The organism is Microbacterium sp. ISL-59 (assembly GCF_018613945.1).
In the GTDB taxonomy this organism is placed as follows: Bacteria; Actinomycetota; Actinomycetes; order Actinomycetales; family Microbacteriaceae; genus Microbacterium; species Microbacterium oxydans_B.
The window spans coordinates 1,666,010-1,681,804 of record NZ_JAGGPG010000002.1 but is presented as its reverse complement, the minus strand read 5'-3'; the positions used below and the strand labels follow the sequence as shown (position 1 = coordinate 1,681,804).

10 protein-coding genes are annotated in these 15,795 nt (G+C 69.0%); 7 read left to right on the top strand and 3 right to left on the bottom strand.

What is annotated here, in order from left to right:
• Positions 1-76: 76 nt before the first annotated feature.
• Together J7E45_RS12170 and J7E45_RS12165 are read left to right on the top strand one after the other, a co-directional pair.
• Positions 77-961 (top strand): ABC transporter ATP-binding protein, encoded by an 885-nt coding sequence (locus J7E45_RS12170; RefSeq protein ID WP_091031812.1) that lies wholly within the window; start codon positions 77-79, stop codon positions 959-961.
• Positions 958-2,046: an ABC transporter permease gene (locus tag J7E45_RS12165; RefSeq protein WP_167632679.1), complete on the top strand. Its 1,089-nt coding sequence runs from the start codon at positions 958-960 to the stop codon at positions 2,044-2,046. Before J7E45_RS12170 ends, J7E45_RS12165 begins: the two co-directional genes overlap by 4 nt.
• 81 nt (positions 2,047-2,127) lie before the next feature.
• Here J7E45_RS12165 and J7E45_RS12160 read toward each other — a convergent pair whose 3' ends face one another.
• Positions 2,128-5,598 (bottom strand): bifunctional proline dehydrogenase/L-glutamate gamma-semialdehyde dehydrogenase, encoded by a 3,471-nt coding sequence (locus J7E45_RS12160; protein ID WP_215069471.1) that lies wholly within the window; start codon positions 5,596-5,598, stop codon positions 2,128-2,130.
• A 134-nt stretch (positions 5,599-5,732) separates the two neighbouring features.
• Here J7E45_RS12160 and J7E45_RS12155 point away from each other — a divergent pair, with 134 nt between their 5' ends.
• The 4 genes from J7E45_RS12155 to J7E45_RS12140 all read left to right on the top strand — a co-directional run bounded on the left by J7E45_RS12155 (position 5,733) and on the right by J7E45_RS12140 (position 11,258).
• Entirely contained in the window at positions 5,733-6,641 is a 909-nt protein-coding gene (locus J7E45_RS12155; RefSeq protein ID WP_215069470.1) for a LysR substrate-binding domain-containing protein, read from the top strand.
• Positions 6,642-6,749: 108 nt separating this feature from the next.
• Complete coding sequence (locus tag J7E45_RS12150) at positions 6,750-7,337, top strand: nitroreductase family protein (protein ID WP_215069469.1); 588 nt, start codon at positions 6,750-6,752, stop codon at positions 7,335-7,337.
• A gap of 66 nt (positions 7,338-7,403) precedes the next feature.
• Complete coding sequence (locus J7E45_RS12145) at positions 7,404-9,680, top strand: ATP-binding cassette domain-containing protein (RefSeq protein WP_215069468.1); 2,277 nt, start codon at positions 7,404-7,406, stop codon at positions 9,678-9,680.
• Between the two features lie 66 nt (positions 9,681-9,746).
• Complete coding sequence (locus J7E45_RS12140; RefSeq protein WP_215069467.1) at positions 9,747-11,258, top strand: amino acid permease; 1,512 nt, start codon at positions 9,747-9,749, stop codon at positions 11,256-11,258.
• Between the two features lie 122 nt (positions 11,259-11,380).
• On the opposite strand, the gene J7E45_RS12135 is transcribed toward J7E45_RS12140, so the two are convergent.
• Together J7E45_RS12135 and coaBC are read right to left on the bottom strand one after the other, a co-directional pair.
• Entirely contained in the window at positions 11,381-13,597 is a 2,217-nt protein-coding gene (locus J7E45_RS12135; protein WP_215069465.1) for an ATP-dependent Clp protease ATP-binding subunit, read from the bottom strand.
• Between the two features lie 127 nt (positions 13,598-13,724).
• Positions 13,725-14,924, bottom strand: coding sequence for a bifunctional phosphopantothenoylcysteine decarboxylase/phosphopantothenate--cysteine ligase CoaBC (coaBC, locus tag J7E45_RS12130; protein ID WP_215069463.1), 1,200 nt, complete (start codon positions 14,922-14,924; stop codon positions 13,725-13,727).
• Between the two features lie 69 nt (positions 14,925-14,993).
• Here coaBC and J7E45_RS12125 point away from each other — a divergent pair, with 69 nt between their 5' ends.
• Entirely contained in the window at positions 14,994-15,695 is a 702-nt protein-coding gene (locus J7E45_RS12125; RefSeq protein ID WP_215069461.1) for an NRDE family protein, read from the top strand.
• Positions 15,696-15,795 lie beyond the last annotated feature (100 nt).

The window sequence follows — 15,795 nt, the reverse complement described above, 5'->3', positions numbered from 1 at the left end:
GGACGGGGGTGAGTCCGCCACAGGGGGGATGCCCCGGGATGCCTGCGCTCCGTAGCGTGAGGGTATGACGACAGGAATGCTCGAACTCTCCGGCATCACCAAGAGCTACGGCTCTCGGCGCGTGCTCGACGACGTGTCTTTCACGGTGGCCCCCGGCCGCTTGACGGGCTTCGTCGGCGGCAACGGCGCCGGCAAGACCACCACCATGCGCATCGTCCTGGGGCTGCTGTCCTCCGACGGCGGCAACGTCGCCCTCGATGGCGCACCGCTCACCGCCGAGGACCGCCGGCGCTTCGGTTACATGCCCGAGGAACGTGGCCTCTACCCGAAGATGAAGGTGCTCGAGCAGATCGTGTACCTCGCCCGCCTGCACGGCTTCGGCAAGCAGGATGCGACCGACCGGGCGACGGAGCTCCTCACCGAGCTCGGCCTCGGCGAACGACTGAACGACACGATCGAGTCGCTGTCGCTCGGCAACCAGCAGCGTGCGCAGATCGCCGCCTCGCTCGTGCACGACCCCGAGGTGCTCATCCTCGACGAGCCTTTCTCCGGCCTCGACCCGCTCGCGGTCGATGTGGTCGCCGGCGTGCTGCAGTCCAGCGCCGCGAAGGGCGCATCCATCCTGTTCTCCTCCCACCAGCTCGATGTGGTCGAGCGCCTGTGCGACGACCTCGTCATCCTCGCCGGCGGCACGATCCGCGCCTCCGGCTCGCGCGATGCGCTGCGCGCCGAGCACGCCCGTGACCGCTACGAACTCGTCTCGGCCGGAGACGCCGGATGGCTGCGCACCGAGCCCGGTGTGACGGTCGTCGACTTCGAGGGCGGCTATGCCCTGTTCGACGCCGACGGCCCTGAGACGGCGCAGCGGGTGCTGCACTCCGCCGTGCAGCGCGGCGACGTCGCGAGCTTCGCGCCGAAGCATCCGTCCCTCGCCCAGATCTTCAAGGAGGTCATCCAGTGAGCACTCCTGCCCCCGTCCGCAGCACCAACGGCATCTGGCTCGTCGCCGAGCGCGAGATCGGATCGAAGCTGCGCAGCAAGGCCTTCCTGATCTCGACCGGCATCCTGCTGGTGCTCGCCCTCGCCGGCATCATCCTCGGCGGCTTCGCGAGCAAGAACACCGAGACGACGCCGATCGCCGCGACCGCGGAGACCTCTGCCGCCGTCTCCGCCATCCCGGGCTTCGAAGTCACCGAGGTGGCCGACCAGGCCGCCGCCGAGGCGCTCGTGCGTGACGACAAGGTCGACGCCGCGGTGCTGCCCGGCGACGGACCCTCGGGATACACGATCGTCGCACTGCAGGATGCGCCGAGTTCGCTGGTCTCGGCACTGTCCCAGTCGCCCGACGTCGTGATCCTCGAGCCGGTCACGACGAACCCGCTCCTGCGCTACTTCATCGCGATTGCGTTCGGCCTCGTGTTCATGATGGCCGCCGCGACGTTCGGCGGCACCATCGCGCAGAGCGTCGTGGAGGAGAAGCAGACCCGCGTGGTCGAGGTGCTCCTGTCGGCGATCCCGGCACGCACACTCCTGGCCGGAAAGGTCATCGGCAACACCGTGCTGGCGATGGGGCAGATCCTCGCCCTCGCGGCCGTCGCCACGATCGGGCTGATCGTCACCGGTCAACGCGAGGTGCTGACCACGTTGGGCGCGCCGATCATCTGGTTCGCCGTGTTCTTCCTGTTCGGCTTCATCCTGCTGGCGGCCATGTTCGCCGCCGCCGCCTCGATGGTGTCGCGCCAGGAGGACATCGGCTCCACGACCACGCCGATCACGATGCTGATCATGGCGCCGTACATCCTGGTCATCGTGTTCAACGACAATCCGCTGGTGCTGACGATCATGTCGTACGTGCCGTTCTCGGCCCCGGTCGGCATGCCGATGCGCCTGTTCGTCGGCGAGGCGCAGTGGTGGGAGCCGCTGCTGAGCCTGGTGATCCTGCTCGCGAGCTGCGTGGCCGCGATCGCCATCGGCGCGAAGATCTACGAGAACTCGCTGCTGCGCATGGGTTCGCGGGTCAAGCTCAGGGACGCACTGCGCGCCTGAGACTGCGCAACAGAGAAGGCCCCCTGCTCCGCATCGCGCGGGGCAGGGGGCTTCTCTGTTGTGCTGCGGCTCAGACCCGGGTCAGATCACGCCGTCGGCGAGGGTGGTCGGGTTGCCGAAGCGGTGGTTCGTGATCGACACGGCCTGCTCGTGCAGGAACGGCAGCATCTCGACGCGGCCGGCACCGGTCACGGCGTGCGACCAGACCGCCACATCGGGGCTTCCGTCGAGCGCCTCGTGCAGCGCTGCGGCGTCGCCACCGACCAAACGCACGCGGTGCCACGAGTTCGCCGCCTTCGCGTAGCGCTTCGTCCATGCGGCATCCGACTCGTGCTTGACGGTCACGCCGTGCGCCCGCAGCGCCTTCTCGATGCGCGAGGGCAGCGCCGGAGCCGACACCGTGAACGGGCTGCCACTGCGCAGGGCGGCGGCGAGCACACGGATGCCGTCGACGAGCGGGGCGTGCTCGGCGATACGCACGTCAACCGCGACCGGACGGTAGCGGAAGAGGTTGCGCTCGACTCCGAGGCCGGACTTGTCGCTCACGGCGCCGAACTCGTCGACCCAGGCACGCTCGTCGGATGCCGCGGCGCGCTGCAGCCAGTCCCCCTCGACCGCGTCGAGCTCGGCACCCGCGGCGTCGAGCAGCGCGCCGACCGCGGGCACGACGGCAGCGCCGGGCGCGACCGCCGGAAGCTCAGCAGGGGTCCACTCGCCTAGGCCGAAGAGGTAGTTCGGTCCACCGGCCTTGGCTCCGGCGCCGACGGCCGAGCGCTTCCAGCCGCCGAACGGCTGCCGCTGCACGATCGCGCCGGTGATGCCGCGGTTCACGTACAGGTTGCCGGCCTCGACCCGGTCGAGCCAGGTGGCGACCTCATCGGAATCGAGCGAGTGGATGCCGGCGGTCAGGCCGTAGTCGACCGCGTTCTGCAGGCGCAGGGCCTCATCCAGGTCCTTGGCGTGCATGATGCCGAGCACCGGGCCGAAGAACTCGGTCAGGTGGAAGTACGAGCCCTCCCGCACACCGGTCTTGACGCCAGGAGTCCACTGCTTGCCCTCGTCGTCGAGCTTGCGCGGCTTCACGAGCCAGCGCTCGCCCTTCTCGAGCTTCGTGAGCGCGGTGAGCAGCTTGCCGTTCGCGGGCTCGATGATCGGACCCATCTGCGTCGCCGGGTCGTCGGGCAGTCCGACGCGCATCGAGGTCACGGCATCCACCAGTTGACGCTCGAACCGCTTCGAGTCGGCGACCGATCCCACGAGGATCGCCAGTGATGCGGCGGAGCACTTCTGCCCGGCGTGCCCGAATGCACTGCGGGCCACATCCGCGGCCGCGAGGTCGAGGTCGGCGGAGGGGGTCACGATGATCGCGTTCTTGCCGCTCGTCTCGGCGAGCAGTGGCAGGTCGGAGCGGAACGAGCGGAACAGCTGCGCCGTCTCGTACGCACCCGTCAGGATCACACGGTCCACCGCGGGACCGGCGACCAGGCGCGTGCCCAGGTCGCGGGAAGCGAGGTCGACGAGCGCGAGCAGATCGCGCGGCACACCGGCGGCCCACAGCGCCTCGACCATCACGGCACCGCAGCGCTGGGTGAGCTTCGCGGGCTTGATGATCACGGCAGATCCCGAGGCCAGACCCGCGAGCACACCACCGGCGGGGATCGCGACCGGGAAGTTCCACGGCGGCGTGACCACGGTGACCTTCGACGGCACGAACTCGGCGCCCGAGACGGTCTCGAGGTCCTTGGCGCGCTCGGCGTAGTAGTGCGCGAAGTCGATGGCCTCGCTGATCTCAGGGTCGGCCTCGGCGATGGTCTTGCCCGCCTCGTTGGCCATGATCTCGATGAGCTGTCCACGGCGCGCGGCGAGCTCGTCTCCGGCACGGTGCAGCACGGCGGCGCGGTCGGCGGCGGGCAGGGCGGCCCATCTCTCGGCGGCCGCGGTCGCAGCGTCGAAGATGCCGTCGAGCTCCGCATTCGTCTCGACCTTGGCGATCGCGATGGTGTCGAGACCCAGCGTCGATCCGACCGAGCGACCCAGGATCTCACGACCCCAGGCACGGTTCGCGGCGATGGCGGGATCGGTGTCGGCCTGGTTCTCGAAGCCCGTCGTCGTCCCCTGGGCGACCTCTGCCATGCGGTCCTGCACGCGGTGCGATGCCGGGACGAACTCCGGCTCGTCGGTGGCGAGGGCGGCGAGCGAGCGCTCGAAGCGCTCCCGCTCCCGGGTGAGGAGCGTCGGGTTGGAGGCCAGCTCGAACACCGCCGACATGAAGTTCTCGGGGCTGGCGTTCTCTTCGAGGCGGCGCACCAAGTAGGCGATCGCGACGTCGAACTCGGCCGGGTTCACGACCGGCGTGTAGAGCAGCAGGCGGCCGACGTCCTTGCGGACGGCCTCGGCCTGGCCGGTCGCCATGCCCAACAGCATCTCGTATTCGACGAGCGGGTCGGCACTGTCAGGGTCAGCGACCCCGCGAGCCTGCGCGAGCAGCCAGGTGTAGGCGATGTCGAACAGGTTGTGGCCCGCGACGCCGATACGCACGGCATCCAGTCGCTCGGGGGTCATCGCCCAGTCGAGCACCCGCTTGTAGTTGGTGTCGGAGTCCTGCTTGGTGTCGTAGGTCGCGAGCGGCCAGGCGTGGATCGCCGCATCCACTTCTTCCATCGCGAGGTTCGCGCCCTTGACGACACGCACCTTGATGGGCGCCCCGCCCTTCACGCGGCGGGCGGTGGCCCACTCCTGCAGGTGCTGCATCGCGCCGAGGGCATCGGGCAGGTAGGCCTGCAGCACGATGCCGGCCTCGAGGTTCTCCAGCCCCGGCTGGTCGAGGATGCTCGTGAAGGCCGCGATCGTCAGGTCGAGGTCGCGGTACTCCTCCATGTCGAGGTTGATGAACTTGGCCTTGCCCTTGGCCTCGGCCTTCGCGGCGAGTTCGTAGAGCGGGGTCAGCTTCTCGACGACATCCGCCACGGCCTCGTCGAACGACCACATCGACAGCTGGCTCACGACGCTGGAGACCTTGATCGAGACGTAGTCGACGTCGTCGCGGGCCAGGAAGTCGCGCGTGCCCTGCAGACGGTGCCCGGCCTCGCGCTCGCCGAGCACGGCCTCGCCGAGCAGGTTGAGGTTGAGGCGGTTGCCGCTCTTGCGGAGCTTCGCGATGGCCGGGCCGAGCTTGGCGGGGGTCGCATCCAGCACGAGGTGCCCGACCATGGCGCGCAGCACGCGGCGCGAGATCGGCACGACCACGCCGGGGAGCTTCGGCGCCCAGAAGCCGCCGGTCTTGATCGCGGCGCGCAGGTATCCGGGCAGCAGGGCCGGAGTGATCTCCGAGATCTCGGCGAGCTTGCGACCGGCGACACGCAGGTCTTCCGGACGCATCACGCCGTCGACGAAGCCGACTGTGAAGGCGAGTCCGTTCGGGTCCTTGAGCACCTCGGACAGACGCTGCGCGGCCGGCTCGACGGGGTGGGTCTCACTCTCGACGAGCCAGCGCTGCACGAGGGCGGCGACGTCTTCGGTACGGGGGGTGGTGGTGTCGGCGGCGACAGGCATCGGTGGGACCTTCCAAGAGAGCGCACACCGGGGTTTCGTGTGCGGCTGGATCATTGTCCTTCCCCTCGGTAGGCTCCGTCTATCAACCGATTTGCGTGGATTCTGTTCACTCAAGCTGAACGAAGGAAAAGGCCATGCTGGACGTAAATCGACTGCGGATGCTGGTAGAGCTCTCCCGCCGCGGAACGCTCTCGGCCGTGGCCGACGCCCTGTCCTACAGCAAGGCCTCGGTGTCGCAGCAGCTGAGCGCATTGGAGCGCGATGTGGGCGTGCCACTGCTGCGCCGAGTCGGCCGCGGCGTGCAGTTCACACCCCAGGGGAACGTGCTCGTCACTCAGGCCATCGGCATCCTCGATCAGCTCGAGCACGCCGAGGTCGCGGTCGCCGAGTCGCTCACCGAGGTGACGGGCACCGCGCGCATCGCCGTGTTCCAGTCGACCGCGCACTCCCTGCTGCCGCGCGCGCTCGAGTCCCTCAGGGAGCGGCATCCGGCGCTTCGGGTCGAGGTCACCGAGTGCGACCCGGAGACCGGGCTCGTCGGAGTGTCCAGCCGCGACTTCGACCTAATCCTCGCCGAGCAGTACCCCGGCCGCACCCGCCCGATCCACGCCGACCTCGACCGGGTGGTGCTCGCCCACGATGCGATCGCACTGGCCCGGCAGCCCGGAGCGCCTCGGCACGCGGATGCCCTCGCGGAGCTGTGGTCGACTCGCGAAGAGCCCTGGGTGCTCGAGCCCGCCGGCACCGCCTCGCGCGCCTGGGCCGAGGAGCTCTGCCGCACCGCGGGGTTCGAGCCCGACGTGCGCTTCGAGATCGCCGACCTCACGGCGCACGTGCGCCTGATCCACGCCGGGCTCGCGGTTGGCCTGCTGCCCGAACTCGTGTGGGCCGGCGACACCCCGACCGTGGATCTGGCGCCGCTTCCTCACGAGCCGCGCCGCGAGATCTTCTCCTCGGCACGGAAGGTCTCGGCCGCCGCCCCGTCCATCCGTGCGGTGCGCAGCGCACTTGCGGGCGCCGCCTCGCACAACCTGCCCGTCTAGCGGGACGCAGAACACCGCAACACTCGGGAATATGCATGCACATGCATCTGTTCTGTCCCGTGTACCCGGACGAAGGAGTCCGATCCACTCCTTCCGAAAGGCACTTCCGTGAGCACTCCCGTGATCGACCGCACCGCCCCGACCGAGCACCCCGTCCTCGACGTCCTCGCCGGCCGCTGGAGCCCCCGCGCCTTCGATGCGCAGAACTCGATCGACGAGGCCAAGCTCGCCACCGCCCTCGAGGCCGCCCGCTGGAGCCCGTCCGCCAACAACTCGCAGCCGTGGCGCTTCATCGTCGCCCGCCGCGGCACCGCCCTGCACGCCCAGGTCGTCGATGCCCTGATGGGCTTCAACCAGGCATGGGCCGGTAACGCCGCCGTGCTCGTGGTCGCGATCGCCGAGACGGCAGCGGCCGACGGCACCCCCATCACCCACGCGCTCTACGACCTCGGTCAGGCCGTCGCGCACTTCTCGGTGCAGGCCCACCACGACGGACTCGTCGTGCACCAGATGAGCGGCTTCGACCCGGAGGTCGTTCGCGAGTTCGCCGACCTCGAGCCCCGCTTCGTGCCGACCACGGTCTTCGCCGTCGGCGAGTTCGGTGACGTGACCGCGCTCCCCGAGGTGCTGCAGGAGCGCGAGGTCGCCCCGCGCGTGCGTCGCCCGATCGACGAGACGGTCGTCCTCAGCGCCTGACCCGCACCACAGGACTTCTGCCGACGGGGCCTCCGGATTGTCCGGGGGCCCCGTTAGCGTGTCCGGATGGACCTTCTCCGCATCACCGGCGCGCGGACGAACAACCTCCGCGATGTCTCCGTCGACGTTCCCAAGAAGCTGCTGACCGTCTTCACCGGCGTCTCCGGATCAGGCAAGTCGTCGCTGGTACTCGACACGATCGCCGCCGAGGCGCAGCGACTCGTCAACGACTCCTACTCGACCTTCATCCGTGCGCGGCTGCCGCAGATGCCGGCGCCCGACGTGCAGTCCATGGACGGTCTGACCTTCACGGTGCTGATCGACCAGCGCCGGTTCACGGGCAACGCGCGCTCGACGGTGGCGACCGCGACCGACCTGGCCTCGCTCGTGCGCCTGGTCTTCTCCCGTGTCGGTGAGCCGTCGGCCGGGTACTCCCCCGCCTATTCGTTCAACGATCCGTCCGGCATGTGCCCGACCTGCGAGGGGCTCGGCACGGTGTACGACATCGACATCGACGCGCTGATCGACCCCGAGAAGAACATCGATGAGGGGCCGGTGCGGTTCAGCCTGTTCCGCCCAGGTGTGTATCGGTGGAAGCGGTTCGCCTACTGCGGGCTGTTCGACCGCGAGAAGCCGCTGAAGGACTACACGGCCGAGGAGATGGACCAGTTCCTCTACGCCGACAGGCTCAAGCTCGACGATCCGGATCCGCGGTTCCCGCAGAGCGCCCGGTTCGACGGCGTGATCACCCGCATGCGCGACGTGTTCCTGAAGCAGCGCCCGGTGAAGATGTCGGCGCCGGTGCGTGAAGAGCTCGACCGGCTCGTGACCCACCACACCTGCCCGGACTGCCACGGTGCGCGGGTGAACGAAGCGGCGCGGGCGAGCCTCGTCGACGGACGATCGATCGTGGACTGGATGCGGATGCCGGTGGCCGAGCTGCATGCGCTGCTCGACGCCTTCGACGACCATCGGGTGGCGCCGGCGGTCGAGGGCATCCGTCATGTGCTCGACGCTCTGCTCTCGGTCGGCCTCGGCTACCTCACGCTCGACCGCGAATCGTCGACCCTCTCCGGCGGCGAGGCGCAGCGCGTCAAGATCGTGCGGCACCTCGGCAGCGCCCTGACCGACGTGACCTACGTGTTCGACGAGCCGAGCACCGGGCTGCACCCCGCCGACATCCAACGCCTCGTCGCCCTGCTGCAGCGGCTGCGCGATGCGGGCAACACGATCCTCGTCGTCGAGCACCACCCGCAGGTGATCGCGGTCGCCGACCATGTGGTCGACCTCGGGCCGGGTGCGGGGTCCGCCGGTGGCGCCGTGCAGTTCGAGGGCACGCCCGCAGCATTGCGCGGCAGCGACACTCTCACGGGGCGCGTGCTCGCCGAGCCCTTGACGATCCGCGAGAAGACGCGGGAGCCTACGAGTCGCATCACCGTGAAGGATGCACGCTCGCACAACCTGCGCGGGTTCGACGTCGACATCCCGCTCGGCGTGCTCACCGCGATCACGGGGGTCGCGGGTTCGGGCAAGAGCTCCTTCGCCACCGTGGAGCTGCCGCGCCAGCATCCGGAGTTCACGGTCGTCGGGCAAGACCCGCTGCGTGGCGGAGCGCGGTCGACGACGCTGAGCATCCTGCGCATCGCCGACACGGTGCGCGGGGTGTTCGCGGCCGCGTCGGGCCTCGATCCGTCCTGGTTCAGCTTCAACTCGCGCGGGGCCTGCCCCACCTGCCGCGGGCGCGGTCACATCACGACCGAGCTCGCGTTCCTCGACGACGTCTCGCTGCCCTGCGACGCGTGCGGCGGCCTGCGTTTCAACCCGCAGGCGCTGGGCGTGCAGGTCGACGGCTCCTCGATCGCCGATGTCCTGGCGTCGACTCCGGCCGAGGTCAGTACGCTGTTCTCCGCGCATCCCGATGTGGTCGCGGCGCTGGATTGGGTACAGCGCACCGGGCTGCATTACATCCCGGTCGGACGTTCGCTCGACACCCTCTCGGGAGGTGAGAAGCAGCGGCTGCTCCTCGCCCGGCATCTCAGTGATCCGCGGCGCGACTCCGCCGACCGGATCATCCTCGACGAGCCCACTTCGGGACTGCACCCCACCGACGTCGACACGATCAACACCCTCTTCGACGACCTGCTCGACGACGGTGCGACCCTGGTGGTCGTCGAACACAACATGCGGGTGGTCGCGCGCGCGGATCATGTCATCGACATCGGCCCCGGCGCCGGATCGGACGGCGGCCGGCTGGTCTTCGCCGGCACCCCGACGGAGATCGTGCGCGACGGCGACTCACTCACCGGGAAGGCTCTCGCCGCGGCATCCGCCTCCGCAACCTGACCACAGAGCGACGCAGTGGCGATTTGTGAGGGGCGCGGCGCGATCCCCCGACCTACAATCGTCGGCATGGCAATCCAGCGAAGGGTCAAGTCGGTCGAGCAGTCGATGGCGGAGACGCACGACGAGAAACGCTCCCTGAAACGCTCCCTGGGCGTATGGGACCTCGCGGTCATGGGTGTCGCGGTCGCCGTCGGTGCGGGCATCTTCTCGGTCGGCGCCGAGGCATCCGCGCGGCACGCCGGTCCGGCCGTCATCGTCTCGTTCATCATCGCTGCCGCCGTGTGCGCACTCGCGATCCTCTGCTACGCCGAGTTCGCCTCCTCGATCCCGGTGGCGGGCTCCGCCTACACGTTCACCTATTCCACCCTCGGCGAGTTCCTCGCGTGGATCATCGGCTGGGACCTGATCCTCGAGATGCTCATGGCGTCGGCCGTGATCGCGAAGTACTGGGGTGTCTACCTCGGCGATGCGGTGTCGCTGTTCGACCTCCAGATTCCGATGACCCTCCACATCGGGCCGCTCAGCTTCGACTGGGGGCCCGTCGTGATCGTCGCGATCTTCACGCTGCTGCTCGCCCTCGGCACGCAGCTGTCGAGCCGGGTCAACAGCGTGTTCACCGTGATCAAGGTCGCGATCGTGCTGTTCGTCATCGTCGTCGGCCTGTTCTTCATCAACGGCGCCAACTACTCGCCGTTCGTGCCGCCGGCGCAGGAGGGTGCGGCCTCGGAGAGCGTGTGGACGCAGTCGCTGTTCTCGTTCCTGACCGGCTCCGACCCCACGATCTACGGCGTGTTCGGCATCCTCAGCGGTGCGGCCCTCGTGTTCTTCGCGTTCATCGGCTTCGACGTGGTCGCCACGAGCGCCGAAGAGACCAAGGACCCCAAGCGCACCGTTCCCCGCGGCATCATCCTCGGCCTCGTGATCGTGACCGTGCTGTACGTGCTGGTCGCGATCGTCATCACCGGCATGGTCTCGTACACCGAACTCGCGAAGCTCGATGAGCCCTCCCTGGCGAGCGCATTCGAGCTGGTCGGGGCGACGTGGGCGGCGCAGGTGATCGCCATCGGCAGCCTCGTCGGTCTGACCACGGTCGTGATGGTGCTGCTGATGGGCCTCGCGCGCGTCGTGTTCGCGATGAGCCGCGACGGACTGCTCCCGCGCTCGCTGAGCGTGACGGACGCGAAGCGCGGGACGCCGATCCGGATCCAGCTCATCGTGGGTGTGGTGATCGCGATCATCGCCGGCTTCACGGATGTGCAGGTGCTGGGCGACATGATCAACATCGGAACGCTGTCAGCCTTCGTGCTGGTGAGCATCGGTGTGCCGATCCTCCGCAAGACCCGGCCCGACCTGGAGCGTCCGTTCACGGTGCCGTTCTCGCCGTGGCTGCCGTGGATCTCGGCGCTCGCCTGCTTCTGGCTGATGCTGAACCTCAGCACCGAGACCTGGGTGCGCTTCGCCATCTGGCTCGCGCTCGGCCTGGTGATCTACTTCGCGTACTCGCGGCGGCACTCGCTGATCGGGCGAGAGCTCGAGAAGGATGCGCTCGGCGGGCTGCACCGCCCACCGCTGCGCTGACGCCGTCTCCCAGCCCACGCACACCCTCCCGAAATGAAGGAGAACTCACGCCGGGAAGGATGCTGTGCAGCATCCGCTCCTTCGTAGCGTGAGTTCTCCTTCAGAACGCGCGGACTCGCAACTCAGTCGTCGAGCAGCTCCGCCTCGACCACGTCATCATCGTCATCCTCCGGCGCGGGCTCGGGCGTCGTCGACGTGAGCACGAGGCCCGCACCGTCGGCGCCCACATCGACCCGCACAGTGTCGCCGTCGCGCACACCGCCCGAGAGCAGCGCGGTCGCGAGCTTGTTCTGCACCTCGCTCTGGATGAGGCGGCGCAGCGGCCGGGCACCGAACATCGGGTCGTACCCACGCTCGGCGAGCCACGACCGGGCATCCGGCGTCACGGCGAGCGTGAGTCGACGGTCCTTCAGGCGGTCGTGCAACTGGTCGACCGAGAGTTCGACGATCTGCGCGAGGTCGTCTTCGGTCAGGGCCGAGAACATCACGATGTCGTCGAGACGGTTCAGGAACTCCGGGCGGAACGCCTGTCGCACGAGCGCCATTACCTGCTCGCGCTTGGCCTCGGGCGACAGCACCGGATCGATGAGAATCGGCGAGCCGAGGTTCGACGTGAGGATCAGGATGACGTTCGAGAAGTCGACGGTGCGACCCTGGCCGTCGGTCAGACGACCGTCGTCGAGCACCTGCAGCAAGATGTCGAACACCTCGGGGTGGGCCTTCTCGACCTCGTCGAGCAGGATCACGCTGTAGGGGCGACGCCGCACGGCCTCGGTCAGCTGACCGCCCTGCTCGTAGCCGATGTATCCCGGAGGGGCGCCGACGAGCCGCGATACCGAGTGCTTCTCGCCATACTCCGACATGTCGATGCGCACCATGGAGTGCTCGTCGTCGAACAGGAACTGCGCCAGCGCCTTGGCCAGCTCGGTCTTGCCGACACCGGTCGGTCCGAGGAACAGGAATGAGCCGGTCGGACGCCCGGGGTCACTGATGCCGGCACGAGAGCGGCGCACGGCATCCGACACCGCCTTCACGGCATCCTTCTGTCCGATCAGGCGCTTGCCGAGCTCGCTCTCGAGGTGCAGCAGCTTCTCACTCTCGCCCTGCAGCAGACGCCCGACGGGGATGCCGGTCCACGCGGCGATGACCGCGGCGATGTCTTCCTCGGTGACCTGCTCGTTGACCATGCGCGGCTCGGCGGGGGTCGCGGCCTCGGCCTGCTCGGCCTCGGCGATGTCGCGCTCCAGGCGCTTGATGGTCTCGTACTCCAGCTTCGAGGCCTTCGTGTAGTCGGCGTTGCGCATGGCGAGGTCGCGCTGCGTGATCGCGTCGTCGAGCTGCTTCTTGAGCTCACCGACCCGGTTCAGGCCCTGACGCTCGCGCGCCCACCGGGCCTCGAGCCCCGCGAGCTCTTTCTCCATGCCGACGAGCTGTTCGCGCAGAGCACCGAGGCGCTCCTTCGACGCGGCGTCCTTCTCGCGCTTGAGGGCCAGCTCCTCCAGTTTCAGGCGGTCGACCTGGCGCTTGAGCTGGTCGATCTCGACCGGCGAGGAGTCGATCTCCATCTTGAGCCGAGACATCGACTCGTCGATCAGGTCGATCGCCTTGTCGGGGAGCTGACGCGCGGGAAGGTACCGGTTCGAGAGCGCGGCAGCGGCGACGAGGGCACTGTCCGAGATCGTGACTCCGTGGTGCGCCTCGTAGCGCCCCTTGAGCCCGCGGAGGATCGCGATGGTGTCCTCGACCGTGGGCTCGCCGACGTACACCTGCTGGAAGCGGCGCTCGAGCGCGGCATCCTTCTCGATGAACTCGCGGTACTCGTTGAGCGTGGTCGCGCCGATCAGCCGCAGTTCACCGCGGGCCAGCATCGGCTTGAGCATGTTGGAGGCCGCGACCGATCCCTCGCCACCACCCGCACCCATCAGCACGTGCAGCTCATCGATGAACGTGATGACCTGGCCGTCGGATTCGGTGATCTCCTTGAGCACCTGCTTCAGCCGCTCCTCGAACTGGCCGCGGTACATCGCGCCGGCCACGAGGGCCGAGATGTCGAGGGTGACCAGCTCTTTGCCCTTGAGCGACTCGGCGACGTCGCCCGCGACGATGCGCTGGGCGAGGCCCTCGACGACGGCGGTCTTTCCGACGCCGGGCTCGCCGATCAGCACCGGGTTGTTCTTCGTGCGGCGGGTGAGAACCTGGCTGACGCGCCGGATCTCACTGTCGCGCCCGATCACGGGGTCGAGCTTGCCCTCGCGGGCGCGGTCGGTCAGGTTGATGCCGAACTGCTCGAGGGCGGACTGCTGGTCTTGGTTCTGGTTGCCGGTCTGCGGGTTGCTCATGCGCTCCTCCTGGAGATGCTCCTTATGGTCGTCTCCCGCCGGCCGGATCGGACAGCGGGATCAAAGTTGAGTGGTATTGACTCAAGTTTAGCATTCAGCCGCATTCTCCTCCAGTCCCCGCCTCCCGTCAGCGCTCCTGTACGACGGCGTCCCAGATCGCGGCCGCGACCGCACGTTTCGAACCGGATGCCGCGCCGGCATCCGCCCCACCCGGGCCGAGGATGTGCACGGCGTTCTCGGCGCTCTCGAACCCGCGCTCCCACCCGACCTCGTTCACGACGAGCAGGTCGACGCCCTTGCGCTGCTGCTTGCGGCGAGCGCGGGCGAGCAGTTCGGCTTCGCCCTCGGGCGTCTCCGCGGCGAAGGCGATGACGAGCTGGCCCGGCTTCCGCGTCGCGGCGAGTGCGGCGACGATGTCCTCGTTCTCGACCAGCTCGATGGTCGGCACTCCCCCGGCCTCCTTGGTGAGCTTGCGGTCCGAGACCTCCACCGGCCGATAGTCCGCCACGGCCGCCGCCATCACGACCACATCGGCGGCTGCGGCCTCGCGCTTCATCGCTTCGGCGAGCTCCGCAGCCGCGCCGACGGGGACGATGCGGATCGCCGGATGCCGCACCTCGGCGAGCACGTCGCCGGCGATGTTCGCCGCGACCAGGGTCACCTCGGCCCCACGGGCGGCGGCCTCAGCGGCGAGGGCTGCCCCCTGCCTGCCACTGGACCGGTTGCCGAGGAAACGCACGGGGTCGATCGGCTCGCGCGTGCCACCGGCCGAGACGACGACCCGCACCCCGGCGAGGTCGCCGGGCGCCAGGAGCGCCTGGGCAGCGGCGAAGATCTCCTCGGGCTCCGACATCCGCCCGGGTCCGCTGTCGCCGCCCGCGAGCTCGCCGTCAGCGGGGCCGACGATGTGCACGCCGCGCTCCCGCAGCGTCGCGATGTTCGCCTGCGTGGCTCTGTTCCGCCACATCTCGGCGTGCATGGCGGGAGCGATCAGCACCGGCGCCTCGGTGGCGAGCAGGGTCGTGCCCAGGAGGTCGTCGGCGAGACCCGCAGTGATCTTGGCGATCGAGTTCGCGGTCGCCGGCGCCACGATCACGAGTTCGGCGGCCTGGCCGAGCGCGACGTGCCGCACCTTGGCCACGTCTTCGTGCACACTCGTGGTGACCGGGTGGCGACTGATCGCCTCCCATGTCGGCAGCCCGACGAAGCGCAGCGCATCCTCGGTGGGCACCACGGTCACATCGTGCCCACCCTTCGTGAGCAGGCGCACGAGGTGCACCGTCTTGTACGCGGCGATGCCGCCTGTGACTCCGACGACGATGTTCACGTCTCGATTCTGCCCCAGCATGCGCCGCCGCGGGGCCGACGCCGGAATCCTCGACCTAGACTTGCACCCGTGTGCACGGTCGTGATCGATGTCGAGGATGCCGGTGTCGCGAGGCTTCTGGCGGTGCGTGACGAAGACCCGCAGCGGGAATGGGATGCCCTCGGCCCCTGGTGGCCGGAGCAGTATCCGGGCGTGATCGGCATCCGGGATCGACGTGCGGGCGGAGCCTGGCTCGCCGCGAACCCTGCGGAACGGCGGCTGGCGGTGCTGCTGAATCGCGCTGATGTGCGCGACCTCCCCGACACTCAGGCGGTCTCGCGAGGATCCCTCGCGCTCGAGTCGGTCATGGGCCGCTCCCCGATCGCCCCGCTGCCCATGCACGGCTTCAACCTGCTGGAGGTCGGACCCGAGGGGGCGCGAGTGCTGTCGTGGGACGGCGTCGACCTGAGTGAGACACGCATCAGCCCCGGCACGCACATGATCGCGCACGAGGACCTCGACGATGAGGCGACTCCGCGGATCACCGCCTGGCTGCCGGAGTTCCGCGCTCTGGGCCCGACGGCCGACCTCGAGGACTGGGCCGGCGAATGGACAGCGCTCCTCGCGGCCTCCACCGAGCTCTCGCCCGAGGACGACCGCGCGATCATCCGCGACAACCGCCCGCACGGATACCCCACGCAGTCGCTCTTGTATGCGACGGCATCCGTCACCCCCGCAGGGTTCGAGGTGCGCGACCACGCGCTCCCCTCTCCGGCGCACTGGAGCGCCTGAGCGTACGTTCCGCGCATCCCGCGGTGCCGGCAACGGATGCGCCACACCGAGGACTGCGTAGTCATTCTTGACCTCCGCGCGGTCTAGCATGGGAAGCCCG

Coding starts and splice junctions, on each gene's coding strand:
- J7E45_RS12155 (WP_215069470.1), top strand. CDS start 5,733: ATGCTGGACGTAAATCGACTGCGGATGCTGGTAGAGCTCTCCCGCCGC.
- J7E45_RS12140 (WP_215069467.1), top strand. CDS start 9,747: ATGGCAATCCAGCGAAGGGTCAAGTCGGTCGAGCAGTCGATGGCGGAG.
- J7E45_RS12160 (WP_215069471.1), bottom strand. CDS start 5,598: ATGCCTGTCGCCGCCGACACCACCACCCCCCGTACCGAAGACGTCGCC.
- J7E45_RS12135 (WP_215069465.1), bottom strand. CDS start 13,597: ATGAGCAACCCGCAGACCGGCAACCAGAACCAAGACCAGCAGTCCGCC.
- J7E45_RS12145 (WP_215069468.1), top strand. CDS start 7,404: ATGGACCTTCTCCGCATCACCGGCGCGCGGACGAACAACCTCCGCGAT.
- J7E45_RS12170 (WP_091031812.1), top strand. CDS start 77: ATGCTCGAACTCTCCGGCATCACCAAGAGCTACGGCTCTCGGCGCGTG.